General features: G+C 37.4%; 17 protein-coding genes and 1 riboswitch. Of the genes, 7 read left to right on the top strand and 10 right to left on the bottom strand.

Annotated features, from left to right (window positions below):
- The first annotated feature begins 63 nt into the window (after nt 1-63).
- The 3 genes from CDA10_RS11585 to CDA10_RS11575 all read left to right on the top strand — a co-directional run bounded on the left by CDA10_RS11585 (nt 64) and on the right by CDA10_RS11575 (nt 4,187).
- Complete coding sequence (locus tag CDA10_RS11585) at nt 64-1,101, top strand: class I SAM-dependent methyltransferase (RefSeq protein WP_089605756.1); 1,038 nt, start codon at nt 64-66, stop codon at nt 1,099-1,101.
- Nucleotides 1,098-2,561 carry an amino acid permease gene (locus tag CDA10_RS11580; RefSeq protein ID WP_089605755.1) on the top strand — a complete coding sequence of 488 codons (1,464 nt, stop codon included), beginning with the start codon at nt 1,098-1,100 and terminating at the stop codon, nt 2,559-2,561. Before CDA10_RS11585 ends, CDA10_RS11580 begins: the two co-directional genes overlap by 4 nt.
- A gap of 420 nt (nt 2,562-2,981) precedes the next feature.
- A complete protein-coding gene (locus tag CDA10_RS11575; RefSeq protein ID WP_089605754.1) occupies nt 2,982-4,187 on the top strand; it encodes an RtcB family protein in 1,206 nt (401 codons plus the stop codon).
- Between the two features lie 98 nt (nt 4,188-4,285).
- Here the strand turns inward: CDA10_RS11575 and CDA10_RS11570 are convergent, their stop codons facing one another.
- The 3 genes from CDA10_RS11570 to omp38 all read right to left on the bottom strand — a co-directional run bounded on the left by CDA10_RS11570 (nt 4,286) and on the right by omp38 (nt 6,518).
- Nucleotides 4,286-4,819 (bottom strand): cysteine peptidase family C39 domain-containing protein, encoded by a 534-nt coding sequence (locus CDA10_RS11570; RefSeq protein ID WP_089605753.1) that lies wholly within the window; start codon nt 4,817-4,819, stop codon nt 4,286-4,288.
- A 91-nt stretch (nt 4,820-4,910) separates the two neighbouring features.
- A complete protein-coding gene (locus CDA10_RS11565) occupies nt 4,911-5,393 on the bottom strand; it encodes an OmpA family protein (protein WP_089605752.1) in 483 nt (160 codons plus the stop codon).
- A 96-nt stretch (nt 5,394-5,489) separates the two neighbouring features.
- Nucleotides 5,490-6,518: an outer membrane protein Omp38 gene (omp38, locus tag CDA10_RS11560; protein ID WP_089605751.1), complete on the bottom strand. Its 1,029-nt coding sequence runs from the start codon at nt 6,516-6,518 to the stop codon at nt 5,490-5,492.
- Between the two features lie 375 nt (nt 6,519-6,893).
- Here omp38 and CDA10_RS11555 point away from each other — a divergent pair, with 375 nt between their 5' ends.
- The 4 genes from CDA10_RS11555 (at nt 6,894) to CDA10_RS11540 (ending at nt 10,052) form a co-directional block, all read left to right on the top strand.
- Nucleotides 6,894-7,424, top strand: a complete 531-nt coding sequence (locus CDA10_RS11555; protein ID WP_089605750.1) for a GspH/FimT family protein — start codon at nt 6,894-6,896, stop codon at nt 7,422-7,424.
- A 131-nt stretch (nt 7,425-7,555) separates the two neighbouring features.
- Nucleotides 7,556-8,731 (top strand): thiolase family protein, encoded by a 1,176-nt coding sequence (locus CDA10_RS11550; protein ID WP_089605749.1) that lies wholly within the window; start codon nt 7,556-7,558, stop codon nt 8,729-8,731.
- 162 nt (nt 8,732-8,893) lie between these two features.
- Nucleotides 8,894-9,334 carry a VOC family protein gene (locus CDA10_RS11545; RefSeq protein WP_089605748.1) on the top strand — a complete coding sequence of 147 codons (441 nt, stop codon included), beginning with the start codon at nt 8,894-8,896 and terminating at the stop codon, nt 9,332-9,334.
- A gap of 97 nt (nt 9,335-9,431) precedes the next feature.
- Complete coding sequence (locus CDA10_RS11540) at nt 9,432-10,052, top strand: rhomboid family intramembrane serine protease (RefSeq protein ID WP_089605747.1); 621 nt, start codon at nt 9,432-9,434, stop codon at nt 10,050-10,052.
- Nucleotides 10,053-10,154: 102 nt separating this feature from the next.
- Here the strand turns inward: CDA10_RS11540 and CDA10_RS11535 are convergent, their stop codons facing one another.
- The 7 genes from CDA10_RS11535 to CDA10_RS11505 all read right to left on the bottom strand — a co-directional run bounded on the left by CDA10_RS11535 (nt 10,155) and on the right by CDA10_RS11505 (nt 16,372).
- On the bottom strand, nt 10,155-10,709 hold the full coding sequence (locus tag CDA10_RS11535; RefSeq protein WP_089605746.1) for a tetratricopeptide repeat protein: 555 nt from the start codon (nt 10,707-10,709) through the stop codon (nt 10,155-10,157).
- Nucleotides 10,710-10,801: 92 nt separating this feature from the next.
- Entirely contained in the window at nt 10,802-11,287 is a 486-nt protein-coding gene (locus tag CDA10_RS11530) for a DUF934 domain-containing protein (protein WP_089605745.1), read from the bottom strand.
- A complete protein-coding gene (locus CDA10_RS11525; protein ID WP_089605744.1) occupies nt 11,280-12,923 on the bottom strand; it encodes a nitrite/sulfite reductase in 1,644 nt (547 codons plus the stop codon). Before CDA10_RS11525 ends, CDA10_RS11530 begins: the two co-directional genes overlap by 8 nt.
- A 206-nt stretch (nt 12,924-13,129) precedes the next feature.
- Nucleotides 13,130-13,672: a GNAT family N-acetyltransferase gene (locus tag CDA10_RS11520; protein WP_089605743.1), complete on the bottom strand. Its 543-nt coding sequence runs from the start codon at nt 13,670-13,672 to the stop codon at nt 13,130-13,132.
- A gap of 75 nt (nt 13,673-13,747) precedes the next feature.
- Nucleotides 13,748-14,257 (bottom strand): DUF1543 domain-containing protein, encoded by a 510-nt coding sequence (locus tag CDA10_RS11515; protein ID WP_089605742.1) that lies wholly within the window; start codon nt 14,255-14,257, stop codon nt 13,748-13,750.
- A 227-nt stretch (nt 14,258-14,484) separates the two neighbouring features.
- A complete protein-coding gene (gene trpB / locus CDA10_RS11510) occupies nt 14,485-15,738 on the bottom strand; it encodes a tryptophan synthase subunit beta (protein ID WP_089605741.1) in 1,254 nt (417 codons plus the stop codon).
- The gene (locus CDA10_RS11505; protein ID WP_089605740.1) at nt 15,722-16,372 is read right to left on the bottom strand and encodes a phosphoribosylanthranilate isomerase; all 651 of its coding nucleotides are present in this window, start codon (nt 16,370-16,372) and stop codon (nt 15,722-15,724) included. The genes trpB and CDA10_RS11505 overlap by 17 nt, the downstream gene beginning before the upstream one ends.
- Nucleotides 16,373-16,510: 138 nt before the next feature.
- Nucleotides 16,511-16,715: riboswitch (cobalamin riboswitch) on the top strand.
- The last annotated feature ends 24 nt before the right edge of the window (nt 16,716-16,739 follow it).

The raw sequence follows: 16,739 nt of genomic DNA, 5'->3' as shown, positions 1-16,739 counted from the left end.
TCTTTATAATGCCCAGCTTAGACTGGGCATTATTGTTCTAACTTTTTATGATGGATGGTGAATATGGAGCCAAGAAGTGAAGTTGTCATTCGACAGCATGACTATCTTTCTGGACGAGTTTTATTGGTCAATGCGCCAACGGATGATTTACTTTCAAATTTAGCTCATGACATCGAAGCAAGCGTTTGGACATGGAACTACAACGAATTACAGTATTTCCAAAATCTAAAAGCAGATGTACATTTTGGTACGGACCTTCCTGAATCTAGCTTTGATCAAGCGGTGATTTTTGTTCCAAAATCAAAAGAATTGCTCAACTATATTTTGCATAATTTGGTCAGTCGCTTGCCTGTTGGTGCTTCTATTTTCCTCGTTGGAGAAAAGAAAGGCGGTGTTGAGCGTGCTGCAAAACAGTTACAGCCTTATGGGCAAACCACGAAATTAGACAGCGCTCGTCATTGCCAAATGTGGCAACTCACGACCAATACCACGGTTGTAGCAAAACCATTAGCACAATGGGCTCAACATTATAATGTGACAACTCCTGCTGGTGAGCTCACGATTTGTTCTCTCCCAGGTGTGTTTAGCCAAAATCATTTGGATATAGGTACAGCTGTTTTATTGCCGTATTTAAAACAAGTAACTTCTGGAAAAATTGCAGATTTTGGTTGTGGTGCTGGTGTGATTAGTGCTTATTTATCAAAATTAAATCCTAAAAATCGTATTTTTGCGTTAGATGTCGATGCTTTTGCATTAGCGTCGACTCAAATGACTTTTGAAAAAAATAATTTACCATTAGAACAACTTGAAGTTAAAGCAGTTACAGGCATCGAAGATGCGCCTTTATTTTTACATGCGATTGTCAGCAATCCTCCATTTCACCAAGGCATTCAGACCGATTATAATGCCAGTGAAACTTTGTGTAAGACTGCACGACGCCATTTAAAATCTGGTGGTGAATTATGGATTGTGGCAAACCGCTTCCTCAATTATCCATTACTTATTGAACAAAGCTTTAGTCAGTGTACGACTAAGGCCGATCAACAAGGCTTTAAAGTGCTGTTCGCCAACACTCAAAAAAATCTTAAGGAAGAACGATGAGCGAAACAGGTCATCCAGAACTCAAGCGAAAACTTGGGGCTCGACATTTAAATATGATCGCCATCGGCGGTTCTATTGGTACAGGATTATTCCTTGCCTCAGGTCAAACTATTGCAACTGCTGGCCCAGGTGGTGCACTGCTTGCTTATGCATTGATTGGACTCATGATTTATTTCTTGATGACCAGTTTAGGTGAGTTAGCAACACACAATCCGACATCAGGTGCATTCTTCACATATGGTAATAAGTATGTTGAAGAAGGCTTTGGTTTCGCACTCGGTTGGAACTATTGGTATAACTGGGCAATTACAGTTGCATTTGAACTGGTTGCCGTCCAATTCATCATGAAATTTTGGTTTCCCGATATTCCAGGTTTTTGGTGGAGTGCTCTTTTTCTTGCCATTATTTTCTTTATCAATGCTTTAACAGTCAAAGGCTTTGGCGAAAGTGAGTTTTTATTCTCATTGGTCAAAGTTGTAGCAATCATCTTCTTTATTGTGATTGGTTTATTCATGATTGGAAAAATCATGCTTGATCCAACTCAATCTGTAACGACAAACTGGACGCTTGGTGAAGCACCTTTTGTGGGTGGTTTCCAAGCATTGGTTGGTGTAGCCATGATTGCAGGGTTCTCATTCCAAGGTACTGAAATGGTTGGGGTTGCTGCGGGCGAATCTAAAGATCCCAAAAAGACCATTCCAATTGCAATTAAACAAATCTTTTGGCGTATTCTTTTATTCTATATCTTGTGTATTTTCATCATTGGAACATTGATTGCTTATACAGATCCAAATCTTGCTTTAGCAGCTGAAGGTGATGGTAATATTACCCTTTCACCATTTACATTGTTGTATGAAAAAGCAGGTTTAGCATTCGCTGCGGGTTTGATGAATGCTGTGATTTTAACTGCAATTCTTTCAGCCGGTAACTCAGGCATGTACTCATCTACACGTATGCTATTTGGTATGGCGCGTGAAGGCCGTGCACCAAAATGCTTTGGTAAATTAGACCTACGTGGCGTTCCAATGAATGCTTTGTACGCAACCACTGCTGTTGCTGCGCTTTGCTTTTTAACCACATTTATTGGTGAGAACCAAGTCTTTACATGGTTACTCAACATGTCTGGTATGTGTGGCTTTATTGTTTGGCTAGGTATTGCGATTTCACATTACCGCTTCCGTAAAGGTTATTTAGCTCAAGGTTACAAGCTTGAAGATTTAGCTTACCGTGCCAAATTCTTCCCATTTGCACCTTGGTTTGCGTTTATCTTATGTACGATCGTTGTGCTTGGTCAAAATTATCAAGCCGTTCTCGATGGTAATTGGATGAGTGTCATCTCTACTTATATCAGTATTCCTTTATTCTTGGTCATTTGGTTAGGCTACAAATGGAAACATCGTAGCAAACTCATTTCGTATAAAGAAATGGATGTACAACCTTTTGATATTGATAAAGAATAACCCAAAAATTCAATCAAACAAGAGCAGCTTCCGAGCTGCTTTTTTATTGCATATAGATCTTTTAAAATTTAAGAATAAATAGCTTGGTTTTAAAATATTTTTTTAAATCAATTGACAAACTTATTTTTATTTATAGAATAGCCGCCATTGGTTCATTTCCAACCAAAAGATTTTCGTTAACTGTGGTTTAAACAAACCCCAAAATATAAGGAGTATGACATGCTGAAACAAGAGAGAAATTTTAAATAAGATTAAGCAGTCGTCTACTCACGGGCACTGAATTAATCCCAAGTGTCCGAATGTCAGTTTCAACCTAGCATTCGCTAGGTTTTTTATGGTCTAAAATTTGAATTTGGTATTCAAATGAAGTCCTTTTAAAACAATATCGGACAATAAAAATAATTTGCTTAGAGAAATAAAATGAGCATACAAATGATTTTAAACGCCAAAGCAGAATATGGCGTTCCAGTAAAAATTTACACCCAAGATGTGGATGAAGAAAGCTTAACTCAATTGCGTAAAATGGCACAATTGCAATTTATTCACTCGCATATTGCCGTCATGCCTGATGTACATTTGGGCAAAGGTGCAACTGTCGGTAGCGTCATTCCAACTAAAAACGCCATTATTCCTGCTGCTGTAGGAGTGGATATAGGCTGTGGAATGAATGCTTTACGACTGAGTTTAAAAGCGGGGCAATTACCTGATAATTTAAGCGCTTTACGTAATGCGATTGAAAGAAAAGTACCTGTTGGTTTTGAAATGCACAAACAAGTCAAAGCCAAAGCATCTACGCTTTCACCCTTAGATAAAAAGCTAAAATTAATTACAGATAAGCATCCCGCTTTAAAACGTATGCTTCGTAGCTTTGATTCAACATGGCAAAAGCAACTGGGTACATTAGGTGGTGGTAACCATTTTATCGAACTCTGTATCGATGAAAATGATGATATTTGGGTAATGTTACATTCTGGTAGTCGTGGTTTAGGTAATGTCATTGGTACATATTTTATAGAACGTGCTAAAAAAGAAGCACAGCATCGTTTTGGACATGTACCAGATAAAGACTTAAGTTATTTTGCTGAAGGCTCAACCAATTTCGATGATTATGTTGAAGCCGTAGAATGGGCACAAGAATATGCTTTTGAAAATAGACGTGAAATGATGCGTTTGATTTTAGAAGCAATTCGCCCTCTACTACCAAACTTTCAAATGACCAAAGAAGCAATCAATTGTCATCACAACTATGTACGAAAGGAGCTTCATTTTGGTGAAGAAGTTTTTGTAACACGTAAAGGTGCAATTCGTGCAGGTCTTGATGAATATGGCATTATCCCTGGCTCAATGGGTGCACAATCCTTTATCGTCAAAGGCAAAGGAAATCCTGAATCTTTTTGCTCATGTTCACATGGTGCAGGCAGAAAAATGAGTCGTACCAAAGCCAAGAACCTATTTAATCAACAAGACTTAATTGCACAAACTCAGGGTATTGAATGTCGTAAAGACAAAGGGGTTGTTGATGAAATACCGAGTGCGTATAAAGATATTCGTCAAGTTATGGCGAATCAAAGCGATCTGATTGAAGTCGTACATACCCTGAAACAAGTACTTTGTATCAAAGGTTAATTTTTAAGCTCTTTTCAAAGTCTTAAACGTATAACTTTGATAATATCCATTCAACACTACCTCAGTAAATTTCGATTTACTGAGGTAGTTCATCAAAATCAGCTATATCGAATAGGTGCTTGATAATCACCAATGATAATGACCTGCTGACAAATTCCCTCGGCGCGACGCTGTTGCTCAAAAATTGCTGCTGGCATTGCATCAAAACTATCAAAAAAACAAATTTCCTTTTCATCCATTGAATAGACCAATGAATGATTGCCAACCCCATCTAAAGTATCGTAATAAACAATTGCAAAATGTCCTTGTGATACTACTGCCTTTTGGATATCCTGATAAGCCAAGGCTTGATGTATTGGAATGTTTAAAGCCTTTGCTTCAGCATAACAACTGGTCTCTTTTTCATGGATATCTGGATCATCATCCGTATAAAACATGATATCAAAGCCCAACTTTTTTAATCCAAGTGCTAAACCTATGCTGAAAGTTCCATCCTCTTGATCATAGTTGCAAAGCTTAGTAAGCTGATCGATCTCAATATGGATTGAATAATGTTGTAACACGACCCACACTGCAAATATTCCACAGTTCGCTTCAAGATCAATCAGTTGTTTAGGAAGTTGCAAACTCATGAATTTTCAGACTAAAACTAAGTAAGAGAATCATCAATTATAATACCTTTAATTTGATATCGAAGTGATTCAAATCATTTTATCGATCTAATTACTGAATCTTTAATGTTACAGTCACTCTTCTATTTTTTGCTCGGCCATCTGCTGTACTATTATTTGCGATTGGTTTTACTGGTCCTAATCCTGTTGCAATCAATTGATTTGGGTTCACGTTATATTCATTGAGAATAAAATCTTTCACAATATTCGCACGAATTGTAGATACTTTATTATTTGCTGCTAAAGATCCTGAACTATCAGTATGACCATCAATTTGTAAAATAAAGTTTTTATTATTTTTCAGTAATTGAGAAGCGATTGATAACGTTGATTTATATTGTTCATCAATAACCGTAGATTTATTTTTAAAGTAAATTTCCAAACCTTTTTTTAAGTTCATTACCTCTTTTGGCTGTTCTATTTGAATCGAGTTTGTCTTTGGATTTGAATCAACATAGCTACAGGCAGTTAGGCCAATGAAAATCAAGCCTATCAATAGCCTATTCGCAATGATGATGATTAACTTCTTATTCATTAATTTTAATTCATTTAATATTTAGATATTTTAACCATTATAATTATTTTATAAAAAAAAGCGACTCTGACGAGTCGCTTTTTTATTCTCAATAAATTATTGAGTTACAGTACGGCTACCAGTGATCGTCGCGAATACACGACGGTTCATAGCACGACCTTCTTTAGTTTTGTTGTCAGCAATCGGTTGATCCCAAGCGAAACCTTGAGTAGACAAACGAGATGCATCAATGTTGTACTCGCTTACTAGCGCTGATTTAACAGAGTTAGCACGAGCTAAAGATAAACGTTCGTTTAACTTACGTGGACCAGTGTTATCTGTGTGACCTTCAATACGAGCAGTCGCATTCGGGAATTCAGATAATTTTTCAGCTACTTTCGCAACTTCTGGCTTGTATTGATCTTTGATGTTTGATTTGTTTGTATCAAAGAACACACGAAGTTCCATGTTCAAGTCTTCAGTCAACTGTTGTGGCTCAGGAGCTACTGGAACTGGAGCTGGAACAACTGGAGCAACTTCTACTACAGGAGCAGCAGGCTTCAAGTGACCACCTAGAACTACGTTAAGACCAGCAAGAGCCGTATAGTTCCAGAATTTTTCGTCGAAGTTATAAGTGCTACGAGCTTCTGTACGAAGAGATAAAGCATCGTTTAAGCGCCAGAAAGCACCAAAACCAGCATTACCTAAAGTACCTTCTTCATCGTTATGATAAGACATATCGTCTAATTCATATTTGTAATGACCAGCACCTAAAAGAACGTAAGGTTTGATTTTGCTGTCATAGTCTTTAGTGATCAAATCTGAAGTAACATAGAAGTTACCATTGATTTGTTTTTGTTTGTATTCAGAACCAGAAACACCTGTACCGTCCAAATCACCCTTAACTTGGTTATATTCAGCTTCGAAACCTAACCATGGAGTAAGTTCTACACCAACAGCAGCACCAACGAATAAATCGTTTTGTAGCTCAGGACCGTTAGTTAACTCGCCCTTGTCACCACCGTTATTGTGTTGAGAGTCTTGGAAAGTGTAACCAAGCATTAAAGGTGTAATAGTTACACCAGCATTAGCAGCAGCGAAAGGTGCAGCAACAAGCATTGCAAGTGCGATACGACTCAATTTCATGGATATCCTCCAGAGATAACAATTGTTGTTCAAGCTTAGCCTAAAATTTATTGGCTATCCTGAGATAGAATTTAATACCCCAGTATTATTTTTAAGCTACTCACGTTGAATCATACAAACACCTGATTATTTTTCCAAGTGCTTGATAACTTTAATCAAGTAAATTATTGACAAAATTACTTACAATTTCCGTTGTAATTCGGTAAATTTTTACTCAATTTTTCTTCATGAATCGCTTATCTTTTTGCTACTTTTATTTTAACAGCAAAAGAATACGATAGTAATAAATATTTTACTACAATTACCTTTGAATCAAATTTAAAAGAAAAAACATTATTTATCAAATAAAAACACACAACAACAGAAGATTTTATTATGTACTTTTATTGTAAAGACTGCGGTTTCACGCTGTTTGAACTTATTGTAACTATTTCAATAATCTCAATTTTAAGTCTAATTTGCATTCCCTACTATCACAATCTAATGCAAAAGCAAGAACTTAACTCAATTAAACCACTCACTCAACAATACTTATCATTTGCAAAAAGTCAAGCGTTGCTACTGCACACTCCTGTCGTAATCTGTTCATCGGAAAACTTAATCCAGTGCGAAAATAACCAATGGAATAAGGGCGTTGTTATCTTTACAGATAGAAATCGGAACAAAGTAGTCGATGCGGATGAGCATATACTCTTCAAAACTGAACATAATATTAAATATGGTCAGTTAACCTGGAAAGGTAGTTCGAGCAGTACCTATGTACTCACATTACAAGGAGATACGGGACTACCTAGAGGTGCACCTGGAAGTTTTTATTATTGTAGTACAGCTCAAATTAAAAATGATCTAAGGCTATATATCGGAAAAATGGGAAATATTCGACCTGATACAAACTATGTCTGCTAAAAGTATGAATGCTAAAAACTGGTCACTACAGTCTAGATATATTCAATATTGCTACTTTCTTCTGAATCAGTTTTTTATATACTGCTTAGGTTTTTGAAAAAATCATAGAATACTGATTGGAGAATAGAACAATGACTGACATCGTAATTGTGAATGGTGCGCGCACCGCAATGGGCGGATTTCAAGGAAGCCTTGCGGACGTTACAGCTCCTGATTTAGGTGCTGTGACGATTAAAGAAGCCATTGCTCGTGCTGGTTTACAGCCGAGTGATGTACAAGAAGTCATTATGGGCTGTGTACTTCCAGCAGGTTTAAAACAAGGTCCAGCTCGCCAAGCAATGCGTAAGGCAGGACTTCCAGATTCTACTGGTGCTGTGACCATCAATAAATTGTGTGGTTCTGGCATGAAAGCTGTTATGCAAGCTGCAGATGCAATCAAAGCAGGTTCTACGGAAGTCGTTGTTGCAGGTGGTATGGAATCGATGACCAATGCACCTTATTTACTGCCTAAAGCGCGTGGTGGTTATCGCATGGGTCATGGCGAAATCAAAGACCATATGTTCTTTGATGGTTTAGAAGATGCTGAAACTGGTCGTTTGATGGGTTCATTTGCTCAAGATATGGCAAATACTCGCGGTTATACGCGTGAACAAATGGATGATTTTGCAATTCGTTCACTACAACGTGCTCAAAAAGCTATTACTGAAGGTTATTTCGCAGACGAAATTACTCCAGTCACAGTATCTACACGTAAAGGCGATGTTGTTGTTGACAAAGATGAACAACCTTTCAATGCCAATATTGCAAAAATTCCAACTTTGCGTCCAGCTTTTGCTAAAGACGGTACGATTACTGCTGCAAATGCAAGTTCGATTTCAGATGGTGCATCAGCACTTGTTCTAACATCTGCTGATCATGCAGCTGCAAAAGGCTTAAACCCTCTTGCTAAAATCGTTGCTTATGCATCAAATTCACAGCACCCTTCTGAGTTTACCATTGCTCCTGTTGGCGCAATCCAAAAAGTTTTAAACAAAACTGGTTGGGATGCACAAGATGTAGACCTTTGGGAAATCAATGAAGCTTTTGCTATGGTGGCGATGTGCCCAATTGATGACTTCAAATTAGATGTAGAGAAAGTCAATATCAATGGTGGTGCATGCGCACTAGGCCATCCTGTTGGTTCAACGGGTTCACGTATCATTTTAACGTTGATACATGCCCTAAAACGTACTGGTGGTAAAAAAGGGATTGCAGCACTTTGTATCGGTGGTGGTGAAGCAACTGCAATCGCGATTGAAATTTTATAATCCTTTTTGAAATTACTTTTAGGAAAATAAAGTAATTTTCAAGTTCAAAATTTAATCCTCCATTCACTGGGGGATTTTTATTTTCGATTACAAAATATCCATCAACTTGAAGCAGCTAACTGCTAGATTATTCTCTTCAAAACAACAAAATGGATTTATAGCATGCATCTAAATCACTATTTAAATTTTCAGGGTGAAACTGAAGCGGCTTTTAATTTTTATCAGTCGGTGTTTGGTGGAGAATTTCTTATTTTCAAACGTTATTCAGAGCTTCCTGATGCTCAGGTTTCTGAAAAAGAAAAAGATTATATTCTTCATGTCTCTTTACCCATAAATGATTTTACAGTCTTAATGGGTTCAGATATTTCAGAACAATTTTGCGCTTCAAATAACACTCCTTTCAGTAAGGGAAACAACCATTATATTTCCATCAATTTAGATCCACATGAGGAAAATGAAGCTCGCCGCCTTTTCAATGCATTGTCCGTCAATGGTGAAATTGAAATGGCCCTGGACAATACCTTTTGGGGCGCTTTATATGGTGCTTTTACCGATCAGTTTGGTGTGAAATGGATGGTTAATTGCCAGTTATTGGCTGAGTAATTTCGTTTAATTATTTTCCCAAAATGCAATATAGCCTATTGATAGGTAATCATTTAGGTTATATTACATTGCATATTTCAACATAATTTATAACAAGATGATGACTGGCCTTACACATACTATTCTGATTATTCTCATCACGATTTTGACTTCTATTGCTGCTTGGCAGCATCGTAATATTATGAATCGTTTGATTTTTAATATTTCAGCCATTAAACATGGTCAATATGATCGATTCCTGACCCATGGTTTTATTCATAATGATGGTGTGCATTTGTTCTTTAATATGTTCACACTTTATTTCTTTGGGCGAAGTATTGAATGGTTCTTTCGTGATTACTTAAGTGGTATGGGCTTTGTACTATTTTATTGTAGTGCAATTATTGTGGCTGCTATTCCAAGTTACCTACACAATCGGAATTTAAATTCTTATCGTAGTTTAGGTGCATCAGGTGCAGTCAATGCTGTACTTTTTAGTGCTATTTTATTTGATCCATGGGGAATGATTTATATTTATTTTATCCCTGTTCCTGCCATTATTTTTGGAACAATTTATCTGTGTTATAGCATGTATGCGATTCGTTCGGGGCATTCTCCGTTGATTGATCACCGAGCTCATGTTGCAGGTGCCGTTTATGGTTTCTTATTTCCAATCCTGCTTGCACCATCACTCGGCGCAGCTTTCTTTTATAAGTTTATTGACACACCTTTCTTTTAAATATCGCTTTTGTATGATGTCTAAGTATTCAATATTTAGACATCAATATTCACACACCCTAAATTAACAATAATCATTTGGAATCAATATCAGTTTAAGAAATTAGTTTTTCATCTTTTTTAATACTTCCAATTGAAATTTAGCCCCTTCATTTCCATTTTCAATGGCTTTTTCTAACCATTTTTCTGCTTCAGCTTTATCTCTTTTAAAACCATAAGCACCAAAGCTTAAACGATTACCTAACATCGTTTGAGCTGAAGCATGATTCATATTTGCTGCTTTATATAGTAATTCTTTCGATTTTTCATTATTTTGAGGAACTCCTGAAAGTGACGGCGTTATATATAGCTCACTCAATTGGTAAATCGCTTCAACTTCACCTGTTCCCGCAGCTTTTTCTAACCACATCATTCCAACTTTAGGATTTTTCTCAGCCACACCTCTCAAACCCATTAATGTACGTAAAGCAAGTTCAGTTTGTGCTAATGCATCATTTTGATTTGCAAGAGATTCTAATTTTTCTAAGTCGACCTGACTATAATCTTCAAGTTTACTTCCATAACTACTAATCTGTTCTTCTTTTGGATTCTCGGTTGTTCCACATGAAGCAATACCACCTAAAGTGAGCAATACCCCAAGTAAAAATGCTTTATTCATAACGCTTCACTTAAATATTTATTAATATTGAATTTTCTAATTATAAATACAAAAAAGCTGGACCAAAGTCCAGCTTTTTATGCTTTAAAGAATTAAGCACCTGTTTGATAACGTGCCTGAGTAACACCAGTCGAAGCTTGATATGGATTTTTAAAATCGTTTAAACCCGCAGCCGCTTCAATAATATCTTTACCTTCTTTCACCACAAAAGTGTCAAAACCTGAACGTTTTAAATAATTTAAAACATCTTTAAAGATATCACCTGTCGCACGAAGTTCACCTTGATAACCCTGACGGCGTAACAATGCTGCAAATGAATAACCACGACCATCATTAAAGCCTGCAAACTCAATAAAGATTGCATCAAGTTGGTCAAGTGGAAATTGATTGACTTCAGGTGAAGCATCAACAGTGATATACAGTGCTTTTTTACCTGAAATATTGGCAATTTGATCTAATTGATCAACCAATAAAACCACATCACCTTGCGGCAAAACACCCTCTTCACTCATCATTTGGTAGGTATTATCTGCAATTTCGCCATCTTTAGAGAGGACTTGAAGTGCTGTATTAAGCATATGCACGCTCCTTAAATGGTTGAATACCCACACGGCGATAAGTTTCGATAAATTCTTCGCCTTCAGTACGTAAATCAAGGTAAGTATTTAAAATTTCATCAATCACATCAGGAACAACTTCTGCTGCAAATGAAGGCCCCAAGATGTCACCAATTGAAGCATCATGGTCTGCATTTCCACCTAAAGTAATTTGGTAGAATTCAGCGCCTTTTTTATCTACACCCAAAATACCGATATTACCAACATGGTGATGACCACAAGCATTCATACAACCTGAAATATTCAAATCGATATGACCTAGATTATAAACCGTGTCTAAATCATCAAAACGACGTGTGATCGCTTCTGAAATTGGAATTGATTTTGCATTTGCTAAAGAACAGAAATCACCGCCTGGGCAGCAAATAATATCGGTAATAAAACCAATATGTGCACGTGCCATGTTGTTATTTTCAAGCACTTGCCACAACGCAAATAAATCTTTTTGCGGAACATCAACTAATGAAATATTTTGTTCATGCGTGGTACGCAATTCACCAAATGTATATTGATCAGCAAGATCTGCAATCAAATTCATTTCTTCAACAGACATATCACCTGGTGCAATACCTGCACGTTTGAGTGAAATCGTCACAATACGATAGCCTTTCACTTTATGCGCATTGGTGTTGATGTTAAACCACTGTTTAAACTTTGGATGCGTTGCAAATAAAGCATCAAAGTTTTCATCTGGTAAATCTTGATAATCAAATGGTGTGAATTCTTCATCCAATTTTTTCAAAATTTCAGGCTGAATTTTTAAAGTCTGAATGGTATGTGCAAACTCAGCTTCAACTTTTTCAGCGAAAACCGCAGGGGTTAATGCTTTTACTAAAATTTTAATACGTGCTTTGTATTTATTATCACGGCGACCATGCAAGTTATATACACGAAGAACTGCTTCAAGATAAGCAATCAGATCTTCACGTGGTAAGAAATCACGAATGAAACTACCAATTACAGGTGTACGACCTAAACCGCCACCCACTTTAATTTTATAACCCATTTCACCCGCTTCATTTTTAACGATATAAACGCCAATATCGTGGAATGAAGTCGCAGCGCGATCCGTTTCTTCAAGTGCAGAAACTGCAATTTTGAATTTACGTGGTAAAAATGCAAATTCAGGATGGAAGGTTGACCATTGACGAATCAATTCACATGTAGGACGTGGGTCTGCTATCTCACCTGCAACAACACCTGCATATTGGTCAGTTGTGGTATTACGAATACAGTTACCTGACGTTTGAATGGCGTGCATTTGCACTGTCGCCAACTCGGCAAGCATCTCTGGTACATTTTCCAATGCTGGCCAGTTAAACTGAATATTTTGACGTGTTGATACATGTGCATAACCACGGTCAAATTCTTTTGCCAATTCTGCAATTTTGCGTAATTGGTTTGAATTCATTAAACCGTAAGGCACTGCAATACGTAACATCGGTGCATAACGTTGTACGTATAAACCGTTTTGTAGACGTAAAGGACGATACTCATCTTCGGTAAGTTTACCTGCTAAATAACGTTCCGTTTGATCACGGAATTGTGCAACACGTTCATTGATCAGTTGCTGATCGAAATCAGTATATAAATACATGGCGTACAGCTAGTAGTTTAATTATAACGATGCACAATATAACGAGATTTGATCTATCAACGAAATGCGTTTTTTACATATTTAATAGCGGTTTTATTGATAAGCGTCATATAACGATTGAATTTACAATACTTTGAGCAGAATTGCTGCTTTTATTCGTGTATTGATGTATTTATTCATTGCTTATATCTTTATGTGATAAGCATTTAATACCAATACCCCATGAAATCCAGCTTTCCATTTTCAATCCATGGTTTTGAGCCAACTTGCTTATACATCAAGCAATCATCAAAAAAACCTTCTTTCATGCCATAGTTAATATGTTCTTCTGTGACTAACCATCGTGCATGTTGCGCGGTTAATTCAAAACCAAATTTTCGATAAAAATCATGTTGATCAGCGACGAGGAATAGAAAATCGATATTTGTTTGAAATTTCTGTGCTAAATAATCAAGTTCATTGAATAACAGCCTTGCCATACCTTGTTTTTGATACTGTGGAAAGATTGCAAAATCGATAACGCCGAGTACATTGATCGGCTCATCATTTAAAGTCATCACACGATAATCCAAACCTAGCTGCCCAATCAGTTGGTTTTTATTTTTAAGTAATAATCGATAATGCGGCAATTGCTTAAAATAATGCCGATCATGAAAATCTTCTTCTGGAAAACACGCTTTCATTAAGTCTGCAATTTGTAATTTTGTTGCTGTATCTAATGCAATTTCATCAACAAACTCAACATTCATTCGTCATCGTCCATAATTTAGTTTTTTTTGATCTACTTTCAGCACATTGACGAACCAATGTGTTGTTATTGCTTTTTAAATTTGCAAATAGGTATTTTCCCAAATGCCTTCAGCAAAAGTTCCTTCAACCAATTGCACATAACGCCCATAAACATGGTCAATGGCAATACAGTCATCCACGTCTAAAACTTGATCGGTATGTTGTTTTTGCCAGTGTGCTGCAAAATACTGTTTACCCTTTTCCTTTGCAACAATTGAATTCTGTGCAACAACAAGAACATAACGATGTAATTCGCCAAATTCACGTGCATCATAACCGCCTAAATTGATTAGCCAAAGCTTTTGATCTGCTTGATTGGGTTGTGCATTTGTAAAATGAATTTGATAGTTTTTATTTTCAAAAGTTAAACCTTGCAACTTTGCCCATGCATCGATATGCAGACCTTTTTGCTCACCAAACCATGCACTTTTGAGTTGAGGAGAAATGTCTTCAAGCGAATCCCCTACCGCAAGGACAACATCGTGAACTTCAGTATTGGCACGTGCATGACGACCACCTAACATAACGATAAACAAACTAGACATTTTTAAGCTCAATAAATTGAATCTTGTTAATTAGAAATCTTTTTAAATAAAGATTTAGATGGAATAGATATCTTAGAAAAATCAAAAATGATCGAAAATTAATATTGAGCGTCCCTTCTCCCTCTAAACCCTAGGTCTCCTCCCTTTTTTAAAGGGAGGCTGGGAGGGATTTTTATTTAAGTGTATTGATATTCAAAAATATCAACCTAAAACCCCTCCAAAGAAAATTACATCTCAACCATTTCCACGCCATCAATACGAGCCACAGTCATTAAATCCTTATCACCACGACCTGAAACCGTCGCAATAATAATTTGATCCTTAGACATGGTTGGCGCAAGTTTAGTGACATAAGCCATCGCATGTGAACTTTCTAATGCAGGAATAATGCCTTCAATATGGGTTAAATCACGGAAACCTTGTAAAGCTTCATTGTCATTAATCGGCACATATTCAACACGATGCATATCTTTCAAGAAGCTATGTTCAGGGCCCACTCCTGGATAATCCAAACCTGCTGAAATTGAATGCGTTTCAATGATCTGACCTTGCTCATCAGACATCAAATAAGTACGGTTACCGTGTAAAACCCCAACATGACCTGCATTTAATGGAGCAGAATGTTTACCTGTTTCAATACCATAGCCTGCCGCTTCAACACCATACATTTTGACATCTTGGTCATTTAAGAATGGGTAGAACAAGCCCATTGCATTTGAACCACCGCCTACACATGCCACCAAAGCATCAGGTAAGCGACCCGCTTGCTCCTGAATTTGTTTACGTGCTTCACGACCAATAATCGATTGGAAATCACGAACCAATTGTGGATACGGATGTGGTCCTGCAACCGTACCAATCACATAATAGGTTGAATCCACATTGGTGACCCAGTCACGCATCGCTTCGTTCATGGCATCTTTCAATGTTTTAGAACCGCTTTCCACTGGAACAACGGTCGCACCCAATAAACGCATACGATACACGTTCATGGCTTGACGTTTCACATCTTCTGCGCCCATGAACACAACACATTCAAGACCTAAACGCGCTGCGATTGTTGCAGTCGCAACACCATGTTGCCCCGCACCTGTTTCAGCAATAATACGTTTTTTTCCAGAAAGCTTTGCAAGCAGTGCTTGACCAATAGTGTTATTCACTTTGTGCGAACCTGTATGATTCAAGTCCTCACGTTTTAAGTAAATTTGCGCACCACCCAACTCTCTTGACCATCGCTCAGCATAATATAAAGGACTCGGACGACCTACATAGTAGGCAAGATCACGGTCGAATTCTGCCAAAAACTGAGCATCATCTTTCATACGGAAATAGAGTTTCTCTAAATCTTCTAAAGCAGCCATCAGAGTTTCTGACACAAAACGTCCGCCATGGATACCGAAATGCCCGTTTTGATCTGGGTATTGGGTATAGTCAATCACTTGATCTTGTAAATTATCTTGTTGATTACTTTGCTGATCCACGTTGGACTCCTTGCATAAATTTTTCAATGAGTTGTTGGTCTTTAATACCTTTTGCGGATTCTACGCCTCCGCTGACATCAACCGCATACGCTTGAGTCGTTTGTATCGCTTCTTCAATATTTTCAGGTTTTAAACCACCTGCCAAAATCAAAGGAATATCCAGTTTGGGAAATTGTGACCAGTCAAAACTGTGTCCAGTTCCACCTTTGAGTTCAGGATGCCATGCGTCTAAGAGCATAGCACTTGCTCCTGCTTGTTGATATTGCCGAATTGTCTGAATGATTTCTAAATTGTCTAAATCGGGTTTGACTTGAATCGCTTTATACCAACGGCGTTTATTATATTGTGCAATCTGTTGGCACTGTTCGGCCGTTTCATCACCATGAAACTGAAGAATATCTAAAGGAACTTGCTCTAAAACCTGCGCGATCTCTTCACGACTAGCATTTACAAACAATCCGACAATATTGACATACGGTGGAATGTGTTGCGCCAATTGTTTTGCCAATTCAATCGATACATTGCGTGGACTTGGTTCATAAAATACTAGACCAATTGCATCTGCACCCGCTTCAACAGCGGCTTGAATATCTTGTGGACGAGTAATTCCACAGATTTTGGCACGAGTACGCATATTCATCACTCTAATTCAGTGTAATTCACGAATCTAAATCGGTTTGAGCGAATCATTGTAATGCAATTTTGCTCACTTGCGTTAAAGTTCAATAGGATTCTCTATTCAACATTGTTTAATTCCTAATCTGTCTTTATACTGCGCGCAAATGCAACGAGTCTAGCTTAGGCTTAGGGAAGTTGGTGCAAATCCAACACTGCCCCCGCAACGGTAAAATGAACAATTATTCTTTATAAATCTTAGGATTTACACCACTGCAACTTTTTGTGGGAAGGTGGAATAATTTGAATCGATATCGATTCTATATTTGAGTCCGGATACCTGCTTGTTGTGCCCTTTAACTCAATCATTCACGGGGAGTGAATGT

The sequence above is a fragment of the Acinetobacter piscicola genome (assembly GCF_002233755.1).
Taxonomy (GTDB): Bacteria; Pseudomonadota; Gammaproteobacteria; order Pseudomonadales; family Moraxellaceae; genus Acinetobacter; species Acinetobacter piscicola.
The sequence above is the reverse complement of the archived record's forward strand: the minus strand, read 5'-3'. Positions and strand labels throughout refer to the sequence as shown.